We start from the raw sequence: 13,776 nt of genomic DNA, 5'->3' as shown, positions 1-13,776 counted from the left end.
TGCAATCCGCTGGCAGATCCATGTCTATAATAATGGGCAAAATTACAGAAGGGACATTTGCCGTCTGCGTCAAAATGTGATTCAATACATTCGACAACCTGACTATCATCGGAGAGATATGTAAGGGCATTCAGCAAGCTACTTCGTTGACGATGATCCATTTCGGTGATTTTAAGCAATAATTGTGAAAAGTCTTTATTTTTCATGATTTCCTCCTTCTTGGAGTATATCCAAAAGATAGAAATCATTTATTGAGTTTCAACATTTAAAGGGAACATAGCCAAAAAAATAGGCCCGAATTCAGGTAGTATTAAATTTTCGCATGCTGATGTTCAGCAAAATACCAAAACCGACCATGTTGGTCACGACCGAAGACCCTCCATAGGAAACCAATGGCAAAGGCACCCCGACCACAGGCATCAACCCCATAACCATACCGACATTAATAAAAATTTGCCAAAAAATCATAATGGTAACGCCCATGGCCAAAAGGGAACCAAACATATTTCGGCAATTATAAGAAATGTTCAAACCCCAGAACAACAACAGAAAGTAGAGAGTCAGCAGCACGGTACACCCCATAAGTCCCCACTCTTCGGCGAGTACGGAAAGAATAAAATCCGTATGCTGTTCAGGCAAAAAGTTTAAACTATTCTGTGTTCCATGGAGAAACCCTTTGCCGGCGAGCATGCCCGAACCTATGGCAATCTTGGACTGGATGATGTGATACCCTGCACCAAGGGGGTCTCGCTCAGGATTCAAAAAGGTCAGAATTCTGTCTTTCTGATAATCCTTGAGGCCGAAAAACCAGACCAGGGGTACCAGGCAGATTCCAGCCCCTCCCAGAATGAACAAAACTTTTTTTTCAACTTTTACAAATAAAGTAAGGCAGCCTGCAATGAGCAAAAGTAAAAGCCCTGTACCCAAATCGGGCTGGATAACTATGAGGCCAAAGGGGATAATACATAAAATTGCCGGCTTGATCAGATCTCTGAAACCTAAGCCTTCAGGACCAATACTGTCTGCGTACACCGAAGCCAAGCTGATAATCAAAGAAATTTTCATTAACTCCGAGGTCTGTATCCGAACAGGACCTAATACCAGCCAACGCTGGGAGCCGCCGCCGGTATGACCCACAAGCCAGGTAGCAATCAGAAGGCCTACACATGCTGCATATATGAGGAGATGCAGTTTGGCAAACTCTTTAAAATCTATGACAAGGCAACCCATCATGATGGCAAAACCCACACAAAGCCAGACAACTTGTCTTTTAAAAAGGGGATGCAGGGCTGTTCCGGCGTATCCGGCTGTCACCGCCGAATAAAGAATGGTAAGCCCCAGAATACAAATAAAAAAAATAAGTAAAAGAAATCCCCAGTCAAAATTTGATACGAGACGGCGGTCAAACATTTTTTTACTCCGCATGTGCCTGGTCGTCCTTAACCACGGCAGTTGGAACTTCAGGGTCCCCGAGATAGGCATGGATCAACTCTTTTGCAACAGGAGCAGCCGCACTGGAGCCATGCTCCCCATGTTCAATGATAACGGCTATGGCTATTTTAGGGTCCTGTGCAGGCGCATAGCAGACAAACCAGGCATGATCCTGGAGGGTGCGCCTCAATTTTTCATTATTAAATTTTTCCCCGGCTTTGCGGGAAAATACCTGTGCCGTACCTGTTTTCCCCGCAATTTGAATGCCGGGAAGACGGATACGCCGGGCAGTGCCGCGGTTGCCATGAACAACTTCTAAAAGTCCTTGTCGCACAATGGCCAAATTTTTTTTAGAGGCCGGCAACCCACCGGTAATCTCAGGTTCAATTTCCCTGATCACCTGCCCTTTTGCATCTTGAACGGATTTGACAAGTCTTGGGCGATAAAGGGTGCCATTATTCCCAACCGCAGAAATGAATACGGCCATCTGCAAGGGTGTGACCAGATTAAACCCCTGGCCGATACTGATGGACAGGGTTTCCCCTGCCTGCCATGGTTCCTTAAACCGCTTTCTCTTCCATTCAGACGTGGGGATCAAACCAGGGCGCTCATGAGCCAGACGAATACCAGTCAACCGTCCAAGGCCAGAGCCGTGTGCATACCTTGCCAGGGCATCGACCCCAAGTTTTTCGCCGGTCTGATAAAAAAAAACATCGCAGGACTGGGCAATTGCATCCACAACATTTAAGTTGCCATGTCCATATTTATTCCAGCAATGGTAGCGCCGGTTGCCAAACTTATAAAAGCCGGGGCAAAAAAAAGTTGAATTTCGGTCAATAACCTTCTCCTCAAGCCCAGCCAGGGCCGTGATCGTCTTATATGTAGACGCCGGGGGATATTCCGCCTGAATAGCCTTGTTGTTCATGGGTCTGCCAGGATCATCCCTTAATACCTGCCATTTTTTACTGGAGATACCACCAATAAAATCGTTCTGATCAAAACTGGGGGATGATGCCATAACCAGAACATCTCCGTTTGAAGGGTCAAGTGCCACAACTGCCCCGTCATTTTCCCCAAGCAAATTTTCCGCCTTTTGTTGAAGTGCCAGATCCATGGTCAGGACCAGATCCTTACCGGAAACCGGCTCCACAGTCTTAAGTATTTTTATCACCCGGCCGTTTACGTCCACTTCAACCTGGTGCCCTCCGCGTTTGCCCTGTAAATCCGCTTCAAAGCTTTTTTCAACCCCATACCGTCCAATGGAGTCCCCGGATCGAACATTGGGAAATTTACCGGAAGCCAGTTCATCCTTATTGATTTCACCAAGATAGCCTATAAGATGGGCCGCGGTTTTTTTATGGATATAATTTCTGGTGGGTTCAATATCAATGTGAATACCCGGCAGATCAAATTGATGAGCCTCTATAACCGCAAGCAGATCCCTTGTTATGTCCCGTTTAAGGATAAGAGGTTTATAAAAGGCTGCTCTACCGGCTTTTTTTATAGTTGCCATGAGATCTTCATAGGAATCACCGGTCAGTTCGGCCAGACGCTCAAGGGTGCCCTTCAGGGGCTTGGCATCTTCCAATACAATGGTTAAGTCAAAGGCCGGCCGGTTGTCCACAAGAAGATTGTGATTGCGATCATAAATCAGTCCTCTGGAAGATTTTATGCTTTTTAGTCGAACACAATTGGTCATCGACAGCCGTCGATACTCTTCGCCGCGAATCATCTGAAGATAAACAAGTCTTAAAAAAAGAATGCCGAAAATAAAAACAATGCACAGACCGGCCCCTATATATCGATGCTTGATCCAATCCCTATCTGAATTTTTATTAATTGCCCCCACATTACTCCCTATATTTACGCGCCATGTGTCGGCAGGACCGTCTTACAGCATGTGAATAATTCCGGTGCGCGGTTCTTAGAATCCAAATGCCGATGGGGATACCGACAGCAGCCCAAAAGAGTTGACCAATGCCAAGGCGGTAATCCGTGGCCTCAATTGCCTTCCGGCCCTGGAGCAGAAAAACACTGAACATCACCAGTCCCTGATAAATACAGGCAGATGCAAGACCTACGATAAAAACAAAAATAACGCTGCGTTGAAAAACCAGTCGACGCAGAAAAAAAACGATCAGGTAAATACACAGATAGGCGGTGGTGTGAAGGAAAAACGGCGCGCCTGACAGACTGTCCATGATGCTGCCGATGATCACAAGACATAAAGGTACCCAGTAGCGTGGGGAAAAAAGGCTTAGATACAATATATTGATAATCATTAAATCAAAACTGTGGGGGAACCAGGAAAAATTTGGGATAATAACAGTTTGAATGACAACCAAAATCAGGGTAAGAAAGAAAAAAAAGATGAAGTTCATCATACCGGCCGCATCCGCCTGTCAATCGGCATTTTTATACACCAGCACTTCTTCAAGCCTGTCAAAATCTACAGCTGTTTTTATAATGATATCCTGGAACAACTGGGAGTGATTTTTTTTCACATCAAGTACCGTTCCAATTCTCAATCCTTTTGGGAATACCTGGTCCAGTCCCGAGGAGACAATGACCTGGCCCAATTGCACATGATCCTTTCTCAAGGTATATACAAATGAACAGGTGTCCTGATTATTCCCCTTGACCATGCCGCGAACCCGGGTCTCCTGGATAAGGGCGTCAACAGCGGAATTACGGTCTGTAATCAGCAGCACCCGGGAAAAACGGCCGGACACCTTAATGATTTGCCCGACAATACCTTCCGACACCAGCACCGGAAGTCCTTTTACTACCCCGTCTTTTTCACCTTTATCAATCATGATGGTTTTAAACCATGGAGAGGGATCCCGGGCAATCACCTGGGCTGCCACATAGGCTGCAGGCACTGAACTTTGGAAATTGACAAATTTCTTTAAACGGGCGTTTTCAAGTTCAAGCTCTTTGCACCTGTTCGCGGTGTGCCGGGCATTTGACAACTGACTTCTCAACGTCTGGTTCTCTTCGACGGCGAGCACACAGGAAAAATAGGTCTGCCATACCGATTCAGTAAAACCGATGATGCGGGAGGTCACAAACTGAAAAGGAGATGTAAGCGTTATGGCCAGCCTTTCAACACCACCGGCCGGCAGGGTCTCCCGGCTAGACATGGTGATGACGGTAAGCGCCACCGCAATAAAAAAAAACACGCCGACAAGCATCATGATCCGCCTGGAAAACATTACTGCTAGCTGATGACCACTTCTTTAAGGATTTCGATACTGTCAAGGGATTTGCCGCATCCCAGAGCTACAGTGGATAATGGATCCTCAGCCACAACAATGGGAAGACCGCATTTTTCTCTGAGCAGCTTGTCCAGATTTTTCAACAAGGCACCACCACCGGTTAACACAATGCCGGAGTCCACAATATCGGCGGCCAGTTCCGGCGGGGTTTGTTCCAGGGCAATGCGAACGGTTTCAACAATCGCTTCAATCTGCTCAGAAATAGCCACCCGGACCTCCTCGGAATCAATGGCCAGAATCTTAGGAATTCCGGAGACCAAATCCCTGCCCTTGACTTCAATGGTCTCAAGGTGCTCCGGATCAGGATAGGCGTTGCCGATGGTTGTTTTGATAATTTCTGCGGTTCTTTCGCCGATGAGCAGATTATATTTACGCTTGATGTGCTGGCTGATGGAGGAATCCATCTTGTCCCCGGCCACTCTTAAAGAACGGGTATACACGATCCCGGCCAGGGAGATGACCGCCACCTCAGTGGTCCCCCCCCCAATGTCCACAACCATGTTACAGGTGGGTTCCGTAATGGGAAGTCCTGCACCGATTGCTGCAGCCATGGGTTCTTCTATCAGAAAAACCTCCCTGGCACCGGCGGATTCAGCGCTCTCTCTAACGGCCCGTTTTTCCACCTGGGTAATCCCGGAAGGCACGGCAATAATAATCCTTGGGCGCACCAGGGTTTTTCTATTGTTATGAACTTTACGGATAAAATGCTTGAGCATGGCTTCGGTCACTGCGAAATCAGCAATAACCCCGTCGCGCATGGGTCGGATGGCCACAATATTTCCCGGTGTTCTTCCCAGCATGCGCTTTGCTTCCAGCCCCACCGCCAGCACTTTGTTTCTGGCTCGTTTGTCGGTTCTAACCGCCACCACGGAAGGTTCGCTTAATACAATTCCTTTCCCCTTAACATAAACCAGCGTATTTGCCGTGCCAAGATCAATGGCCAGATCATTGGAAAAGGCTCCAAGCAAAGTATCAGTTACAAAGTTCATTTGTCCTCTTTCATACAAAATTGGGAGTTGAGTTTATCAATAGATGATGAAAAAATACTGCTAAAAAATAGTTGCTAACAAACTTAGGTTTTTTTTACAAGAATAAAAAGCGTTTCACACCTGTATATTCTCCCTATAAGTAGATGCAATCAAGTCATGTATCCTGGGTCTGAATTTCCTTATTTTAATATTTTCCCGGCTCGGATGTACCCGATTGGTCAAAAGTACCGCAATCAGACCGTTGTCAGGATCTATCCAGAAAGATGTTCCGGTGAAGCCCAGGTGGCCGATAGACCGTTTAGAAAAAAAACGACCCGATGATGCATTCTCTTCACTTGGAGAATCAAAGCCTGCCGGACGCATCATCCCGTTATGGTTATCTGCAAAACCTCGAATGACAGAAGAATTGATTACTTTGGTTTCTTTATTTTCAAGGGCCTGAAGGATCTGCCTGCACAGGCGGTGGACCCCGGCAGCAGTGCCAAACAAACCTGCATGCCCTTCAATGCCGCCTGCAGCCCATGCATTCTCATCTTCCACCTCTCCAAGTATCATTTTTTCGCGCCAGGGGCAATGGGAGGTAGCGGCAAAAACAAAAGGCGTTTTATCCTTCGCAGACTTTATCAAATCAAAACAAAGCGGATTGAAAAACAAATCGTAAATCTTTAAAGGCACAAAGATTCGGTCAGTAACAAATGTGTCCAGCCGCATACCGGACATATATTCCACCACCCAGGCCAAGAGAATAAACCCCAGATCACTGTATATTTCCTTGGAACCGGGCTCATATTCCAGGGGTTCCTCCAGCACCAACTGCCGGAGGCGCTTTCCTGCGGCTATACCGGGGACAGGGGTGGGAAGCGATTTAAAATAAGGGCGGTGGGCAGGCATACCGGACCTGTGGCGAAGCAGCATGTCAATGGTAATTTTGGCTTTGCCCGTTCCACAGGCCGCCGGCAGAGCATCCCGTAAATAAGTTGTTTGGGATAACAGCCCCGATGAGATCAGATCTGCCACAGCCAGAGTTGTGGCCAGGGGTTTGGTCAGGGATGCCAGGTCAAAAACAGTATTCAATGTCACAGGCGCCCCGGATCTTATATCAGTTACGCCAAAGGCCTTATGGTAAAACACTTCATTTCTGCTCGCCCATAGTAATACAGCACCCGGAAACACACCGTCAGCCACAGCATCGGCCATAGCACCATCAATATATTGAAACGCACGGGGTTTCATTTTACGACGAGATCCCATTCAAGGCAGGCAAGGTCTGCATCCAAAATAACGTTCCCCCCCATGGGAAGGGAAAGATTAACCGCTCCGTGCCCAACGTCAATTCCCATGCAGATGGGAATGTTTGCGTCAAAAAAAACCTCTTGAATAATCTGGGGGATATAAGTCTCATCATCGCAGTTTTCAAAAGACCCGGTCACGACGCCATTTACACCTTTCAGCACACCGGCCATTTTCATCTGGGTCAGCATCCTGTCAATCTTGTATGCCGGTTCACCCACATCTTCTATAAAGAGGATGCTGCCGGTAAAATCGGGCTGATACACTGTCCCGATCATATGAACCAGGGTAGCCAGATTCCCGCCCACAAGCCGGCCTGAAGCACGTCCACCCGCAAGTACCTGGTCAGAAGGCAGATCAATACGACTAAAACAGCCTGTCACGGTTTTTGCGAAACTATCCAATGTTTTTTTATCAGCCCGGCCAAGGGAAACCAGGTTAGGACCATGCAGGGCACAGATTCCGGCTTTGCACACCAGGGTGCTGATCAAAGCGGTGGGATCGGAAAATCCTATAAACAATTTCGGATTTCTGGCCATGGAATCCCAGTCCAGCAAGGGCAAAAGGCGCATGGCGCCGAATCCGCCCCTTGCCGCAATAATTCCTTTGATCCCAGGGTCGGCAAACAACGAATTAAGCACATCTGCCCGTTGCCGGTCCGTACCGGCAAGATATCTGTACCGTCCTGTTATGCCGTTGGGAATGTGTACTTCAAACCCCATGGATTCAAGACACAGGACCCCTTCCTGAAAGGCCTGCGCATCAAACCTGGCCGATGGTGCGGCCACACCAATGATATCTTTGGGTTTTAAACTGTAAAAAACGGGATCCACTTTTGCTTTTATCAACTGATTCATTTCTTTTAAAATCCGGAAAGACTATTTTTTACCCATAGACCTACAGAAACATTAGAAAACCATAAAAGTAATTTTCACCGAATCTTCTGCTGCGGACAATGATACATTGATATATTAAATGACCTTAGAATAATTTACCAATCCTTTTTCAACTCTTACAAAATCGTTTTCAATCTTTCAATTTTGTCATTAAGAACAACCTTTATGGTATTTTCAAATTTCTTTCCGGTTTTACTCATTTCTTTTTTATTACACCGGAATATAACCCTGCAACCCTGTTTTCAAACAGGTCTGAAGGATATTCACCCATCATCATTGTTTTGGCGTTTTATTTGCATATAAAAATTAACATTATAAATCCTTTAGGAGAATAAGATGACAATTCAAAATGCCATTAACTTTATCAGGCAAGGACAACAGGACGATGATCTTAGAAGAAAGCTAGTAAAAGCAGAGACCCATCAGGCACGACAGGAAATTCTGGATAAAAATGATTTAATTTTTACCCCGGAAGAGTTTGAAGAGGGATATTCCTTAACTCTCTTTAAATGCCAACACCAGGAAGATGCCGACGCATTGATGGCGTTTAGGATGTGGTGGATCATGCTGTACCGAAGTCCTGATCCTGGTGTTACATCGCCCTAAGTACAAAGCTGCGTGGTCAATGGATCACATCTTTCGGTGGAAGGCAGATCATTTAAAACCATACGACTAAGCCGGGAATTTGAAAACAACGGTGTCTATACATGGCTCTTTTTCTTTCAATATACTCTGCCCCCGCCCCCGGCAAAGGCCGCTTCAGGAAAAATGAGTCATTTAAATGCTAATAATTGTCAATTTTTACGCCATTTCCTTGACAATGCAACAAATTTCGCCCTAAAAAGGGTAGCATACGGCCGTGGGGGCTTAAAATCCTGATNCTTATTAATGCTGATTAGACACTCTATGGAGCGGATGTATGAAAAAATTTATCATCGGTGCTTTGGTACTACTCGTTGGTGTACCTGTTTTTGCGTTCACTTTTTTTAACTTTTTAATTTTTTTGGCAGGAGTGATTCCTGTATTGATGATCCTTGGTGGTGCCATTGCAGTATATCTTGGCATTGAAGAACTCAAGCAATCAAATGACAGTGTCACAACGGTTGAACCAGAGATACAACTTGGTGCTGAAAGAATAGAAAAAAACGCCGAAAAACAAAAAAAAGAAAGTGAAACCGTCCTGGCCAAACAAGAGATCGAACCGGAACCGAAACCCATCGAGAAACCGGAAGAAGCGGTCAAGGACGAGCCGGATGAGCAGCCGGAACCGGAAACACAGAAAGAAGCGGAAAGCCCCTTGACGGAACCCCAGCAGGCTGTTGACCCCTCAGAACCCGAAGCGGAAGAACCGGCAGCTGAACGCGTTCAATTTAAGGGAAATATTGAAACCCTGGTTTTCCACACTGTGGAGTGTAATTTTTCAAGCGGCAAAAACTGCAGCATGGATTTTGCGACAAAAGAAGCGGCTGAAGCCCAGGGCTACAAGCCCTGTAAAGTCTGTATGCCCGACATTTAAACGCTTGTTTTCATTTTAGCGCCGGCAAAAAGTCTATGGATTTATATTCATCAGGTTTCAGGGCAGGTAATCTTCCCGTACCGGTGAAAAAACCTCAATGGCAATGCTGTCTTCCAGGATTTCAGCACGATGCTCGACCCCGGACTCAATACACCAGGCATCTCCGGGGCCGGCATTGCGGCATTTATCCCCGATGTAAAGATTGATGCGGCCGGAAACAAGATATCCGGTCTGCTCGTGGGGATGGGTGTGGGATGGCAGCAAAGCTCCTTTGGTCAATTTAAACCGAACCAAAAGCGTCTTCTCCCCATACACCAAAGTTTTCATCTCAATGCCTTCCACGGGCTCGGAATAACCGTTTTCATCATGAACTGCAAACATGTGTTCTCCTTAACTGTTTTGCTATTATCTTTTAAAATGGGTCTCTTTGAATGTTCACCAGCCCTTTTGAATGTTCACCAGCCCTGCTTTTTACAACAAAAAATGCTATTTTGACATTATTGCCTAAAATTGCAATATGAAAAACTATTTACCCAATACCTGGACATGAAGGACCTATGACCGACCAACCATCAAAATCACCCATAATTCTGGCACCAGCCGGAGATATGCACTCGTTTCTTGCTGCAATAGCGGCTGGTGCAGACGCAATTTACTGTGGCCTTAAAATATTTTCAGCCCGCATGGAAGCCGGCAATTTTTCCATTGAAGAACTGGCAAGATTGACCAAGCTTGCCCATTCAAAAGGGATCAAAGTGTATGTTGCCTTTAACTCTATTATCAAAGAATCAGAAACCGACAAGGTACTTCGTATTCTTGACAAGCTCACCCGATATGCGGATATCGATGCTCTGATTATCCAGGATATTGCCATGGCCGGCCTTGCCGGACAGGCAGGGTTCAAAGGAAAACTTCATCTGTCTACCCTGGGCAACTGCACCCATCCCGCCGGGCTTGAGGCGGCTCAAAAACTGGGGTTTTCCCGGGTAGTGCTGCCCAGGGAATATAGTCTTGATGACATCAGGACCATGGCAGCAGCTGCTCCCGGAACCATGGACATAGAGGTCTTTATTCATGGTGCACTTTGTTACTCCGTGTCAGGCCGGTGTTACTGGAGTTCCTGGTTTGGCGGAAAAAGTGCCTTGCGGGGGCGTTGCGTTCAACCCTGCCGGCGGCTGTATGAACAAAATGGAAAAAAGGCCCGATACTTCTCATGCATGGATTTATCAGCGGATGTGCTGGTCAAGGTGCTCAAAGAGATCCCCAATATCAGTACATGGAAAATTGAAGGCCGGAAAAAAAGCCCCCACTATGTTTACTACACCGTGATGGCTTATAAACTGCTCCGGGATGCGCCGGAACAAAAAAAACAGGCCCTCTCTTTTTTAGACTATGCATTAGGAAGGCAAGGCAGCCATTACAACCTTTTATCCCATCGGGTGTCAAATCCTCTGGATCATTCGTCTGATACCGGATCCGGCCTTTTTTTAGGCCGGATAAAGAACCCTGAGAGTCCATATTTTATTTCAAGGGAGGCCCTAGTACCGGGGGATCTTTTACGCATCGGATATGAAGAAGATACCTTTCACCAAATCCAAAAAGTGACCCGGGCTATCCCAAAGAAAGGCAAATATTTTTTAGCCGCTAAAAAAGGCAGACTTATAAACAAAGGCACTGCTGTTTTCATGATTGACCGCAAAGGGCGTGAACTGGAAGCGCAATTATCAAGCCTTGGTGCCGAACTTGATGAAATTTCCAAGGTGACGATCAGACCTTCAAACCAGTCCGTCTCCCATAATAAGACAGCCGATAAAATAAAATCATTTGGCCAGACAGGTGGCCATCGAAAAAGAAAGGGGGCAGATATATATGAAATGGATGTTTTCAGAAGAAACCCATCCAATTTAAAAACACACAAGGACACAGGGCTTTGGATCTCTGCAAACAGCTATGGAATAAAGGCCCCGGCCCGGGCATGGTTATGGCTGGACCCCGTGCTCTTCCCCGAAGAGGAAAAGATCTGTCAAAACTATATAAAAACTGCGTTAAAAAAAGGGGCAAAAAACTTTGTACTCAATTCGCCCTGGCAGATCACTCTGTTTGATACCCCCCAAAGACTCAATCTCTGGGCAGGGCCCTTTTGCAATATCACCAACTGCCTTGCAGTGGAAATGCTTAAGAACCAAGGCTTTTCAGGGGCCATCGTCAGTCCGGAACTGGATAGCCAAACCCTTTTGTCCTTGCCGGGATCCAGCTGTTTGCCTTTAGGCGCCGTCTGCCGGGCTAACTGGCCCATGGCCATATCAAGAATTGCCGCCCCGGACCTGAACATAGGCAAAGGCTTTACCAGTCCCATGGGGGAAGTCGCCTGGACCAGCAAGTTCAATGCAACCTACCACACCTTTCCCAACTGGTACCTGGACCTGTCATCCAAAACAGGAGAACTAAAAAAAGCGGGGTTTGTCATGCTCGTCAACCTGTTTGAAAATATACCCAAGGGCATCCGGATGAAGCCGCGTCCAGGCACCTGGAACTGGGACTTAAAACTGCTTTAAAAAAGGAAAATATTCGAGGATGCAATTATTTCCTGAGATTCATCAATTAATGCGATCACCTCTGGATTTTGCCCATATTCTGGATGAAATTCCCCTGGGTATCCTGGTGATGGACAAGGATTTGCGAGTGGTCCACCTGAACCGGTTCTTCCAGGCACTGACAGGATTTTCCCTGGATATGGCCAGGGGTATTCCCTGCAAAAATGTCCTGCGCAGTTCTGCATGCATCCTTAACTGCCCGGTCCTTGCCACCCACCGAAAAAACCGGTCCATATCCTGCACCAGCGATATTATCAATACAGACCGCCAGAAGCTGCCGGTACGCATTACCACCGCACAAATCACGGATGCCCAGGGACATTTCACAGGATATATGGAAACCATCGAGGACTTGAGAAGCAGCGCCACCAATGACCCTGAAAAGAACGTGGCCTACAGTTTTGCCAATATCATCGGCCGAAGCCGGAAAATGGAAATCATCTTTCAAACCCTTCCCATGCTTGCCCAAAGTGATGCATCCATCTTGATCACCGGGGAAACAGGCACGGGCAAAGATCTTGTGGCAGAAGCCGTACACCAGACATCAGGGCGCGCAGGCGGGCCCTTTATTAAAATCAACTGCGGTGCCCTGCCCGCGACCCTTTTGGAATCCGAAATTTTCGGTCACATGAAAGGGGCGTTCACCGGCGCTGTGGAAAACAAACCCGGCCGGTTCAAGTTGGCACACAACGGCACTATTTTCCTAACGGAAATCGGCGATCTGCCCCTGCCGCTGCAGGTTAAACTGCTCACATTTCTTGATGACAGGATTATTTATCCATTAGGTGCCACCAAGGGATTCAATGCCAATGTAAGAATTATTGCCGCCACACACCGTGACCTGGAATATATGGTGTCCATTGGTAAATTCAGAAAAGATCTGCTGTTCCGTCTGAATGTAGCCAGGGTGCATCTGCCCCCCTTACGGGAACGGGGTGCGGACATCCGTCTTCTCCTTGACCATTTCCTGAACCATTACACAAAAAAACAGAATAAAAAAATCAATGGGTTTTCTGAACCGGCCCTGTCTGTTTTATTGGATTACACCTATGAGGGAAATATCAGGGAACTGAAAAATATCATGGAGTATGCGGTAAATGTGGCCCAAGGGACCAGAATCGAAGCAGATAACCTGCCGGCCTATATCCTGGATCATGAACCCGTGCAAAGGGGTTCAAATATACCGGCAGCAGCACAGAGTCCCCAAAACCAATCGGAACAGCCGTCGGGTTCTGTTCCTTCGCAACAAAAGGAAACCGGGCAAACCTGGTCCTCGCTTCAGCGGCAGATGATTATGGACGCGCTGAAGACTGCCCGGGGTAAAAAAAATAAAGCGGCACAAATCCTTGGCATGAGTCGCAGCACGCTGTGGCGGAAAATCAAGGAGTACAAAATAGAGTAGAATTATGACACTGCATAAAATAGCCATCCCAATATTCGGCGAAGAAATTGTACCCAGGTTTGATCTGACCACTGAAGTCATCATTCTGACGACCACCAGTTCTTGTGAGATTCAGGATAAAAAAATCATTGTGCTGCCCAGGTCATCCTCGGATGAACTGTGTCATACCCTCCTGACCCAGGAGATCAATACACTAATCTGCGGTGCCATTGAAGATGAATATTATGAATTTCTCAAATGGAAAAAGATTAAGGTCTTTGACGGGGTATCTGGTGCTTGGACCCACGCCTTTGAGCGGTGGCAGACCCAGACCTTGAATCCGGGTGACATCCTTTTCACTCGCATGGTTGAAGGCATCTTAATTTAACGTCTTAAATCGT

At 46.7% G+C, this 13,776-nt stretch carries 13 protein-coding genes and 1 pseudogene; 5 read left to right on the top strand and 9 right to left on the bottom strand.

Annotation, left to right across the window (positions count from 1 at the left end; genetic code table 11):
• The 8 genes and pseudogenes from B147_RS0103840 to B147_RS0103805 all read right to left on the bottom strand — a co-directional run.
• Nucleotides 1-206 (bottom strand): annotated as a pseudogene (locus tag B147_RS0103840) (hypothetical protein); the annotation flags it as partial.
• Between the two features lie 94 nt (nt 207-300).
• Nucleotides 301-1,425, bottom strand: coding sequence for a rod shape-determining protein RodA (gene rodA / locus B147_RS0103835; RefSeq protein WP_020585926.1), 1,125 nt, complete (start codon nt 1,423-1,425; stop codon nt 301-303).
• Complete coding sequence (mrdA, locus tag B147_RS27310; RefSeq protein ID WP_020585925.1) at nt 1,415-3,280, bottom strand: penicillin-binding protein 2; 1,866 nt, start codon at nt 3,278-3,280, stop codon at nt 1,415-1,417. The genes rodA and mrdA overlap by 11 nt, the downstream gene beginning before the upstream one ends.
• A 1-nt stretch (nt 3,281) precedes the next feature.
• On the bottom strand, nt 3,282-3,815 hold the full coding sequence (locus B147_RS0103825) for a hypothetical protein (RefSeq protein WP_020585924.1): 534 nt from the start codon (nt 3,813-3,815) through the stop codon (nt 3,282-3,284).
• 18 nt (nt 3,816-3,833) lie between these two features.
• Complete coding sequence (gene mreC, locus B147_RS0103820) at nt 3,834-4,646, bottom strand: rod shape-determining protein MreC (RefSeq protein ID WP_157237759.1); 813 nt, start codon at nt 4,644-4,646, stop codon at nt 3,834-3,836.
• Nucleotides 4,647-4,651: 5 nt separating this feature from the next.
• Nucleotides 4,652-5,698 (bottom strand): rod shape-determining protein, encoded by a 1,047-nt coding sequence (locus B147_RS0103815; protein WP_020585922.1) that lies wholly within the window; start codon nt 5,696-5,698, stop codon nt 4,652-4,654.
• A 114-nt stretch (nt 5,699-5,812) separates the two neighbouring features.
• Nucleotides 5,813-6,931, bottom strand: a complete 1,119-nt coding sequence (locus B147_RS0103810) for a serine hydrolase domain-containing protein (RefSeq protein ID WP_020585921.1) — start codon at nt 6,929-6,931, stop codon at nt 5,813-5,815.
• Nucleotides 6,928-7,845 carry a S66 peptidase family protein gene (locus B147_RS0103805; protein ID WP_020585920.1) on the bottom strand — a complete coding sequence of 306 codons (918 nt, stop codon included), beginning with the start codon at nt 7,843-7,845 and terminating at the stop codon, nt 6,928-6,930. The genes B147_RS0103810 and B147_RS0103805 overlap by 4 nt, the downstream gene beginning before the upstream one ends.
• Nucleotides 7,846-8,220: 375 nt before the next feature.
• Here B147_RS0103805 and B147_RS0103795 point away from each other — a divergent pair, with 375 nt between their 5' ends.
• Together B147_RS0103795 and B147_RS27305 are read left to right on the top strand one after the other, a co-directional pair.
• The gene (locus B147_RS0103795) at nt 8,221-8,490 is read left to right on the top strand and encodes a Nif11-like leader peptide family natural product precursor (RefSeq protein ID WP_020585919.1); all 270 of its coding nucleotides are present in this window, start codon (nt 8,221-8,223) and stop codon (nt 8,488-8,490) included.
• A 313-nt stretch (nt 8,491-8,803) separates the two neighbouring features.
• Nucleotides 8,804-9,400, top strand: coding sequence for an Ada metal-binding domain-containing protein (locus B147_RS27305; protein WP_020585917.1), 597 nt, complete (start codon nt 8,804-8,806; stop codon nt 9,398-9,400).
• 57 nt (nt 9,401-9,457) lie between these two features.
• On the opposite strand, the gene B147_RS0103780 is transcribed toward B147_RS27305, so the two are convergent.
• The gene (locus B147_RS0103780; RefSeq protein ID WP_020585916.1) at nt 9,458-9,781 is read right to left on the bottom strand and encodes a cupin domain-containing protein; all 324 of its coding nucleotides are present in this window, start codon (nt 9,779-9,781) and stop codon (nt 9,458-9,460) included.
• A gap of 176 nt (nt 9,782-9,957) precedes the next feature.
• Here B147_RS0103780 and B147_RS0103775 point away from each other — a divergent pair, with 176 nt between their 5' ends.
• From B147_RS0103775 to B147_RS0103765, 3 genes are read left to right on the top strand one after another with little or no spacing between them, the layout of a single operon-like run.
• On the top strand, nt 9,958-11,955 hold the full coding sequence (locus B147_RS0103775) for a peptidase U32 family protein (RefSeq protein ID WP_020585915.1): 1,998 nt from the start codon (nt 9,958-9,960) through the stop codon (nt 11,953-11,955).
• 19 nt (nt 11,956-11,974) lie between these two features.
• On the top strand, nt 11,975-13,396 hold the full coding sequence (locus B147_RS0103770; protein WP_020585914.1) for a sigma-54 interaction domain-containing protein: 1,422 nt from the start codon (nt 11,975-11,977) through the stop codon (nt 13,394-13,396).
• A gap of 4 nt (nt 13,397-13,400) precedes the next feature.
• Nucleotides 13,401-13,763 (top strand): NifB/NifX family molybdenum-iron cluster-binding protein, encoded by a 363-nt coding sequence (locus tag B147_RS0103765; RefSeq protein ID WP_020585913.1) that lies wholly within the window; start codon nt 13,401-13,403, stop codon nt 13,761-13,763.
• Nucleotides 13,764-13,776 lie beyond the last annotated feature (13 nt).

Origin of the sequence: Desulfobacter curvatus DSM 3379 (assembly GCF_000373985.1) — a bacterium.
GTDB classification, from domain to species: Bacteria; Desulfobacterota; Desulfobacteria; order Desulfobacterales; family Desulfobacteraceae; genus Desulfobacter; species Desulfobacter curvatus.
This window is presented reverse-complemented; position numbering and strand designations above follow the sequence as displayed.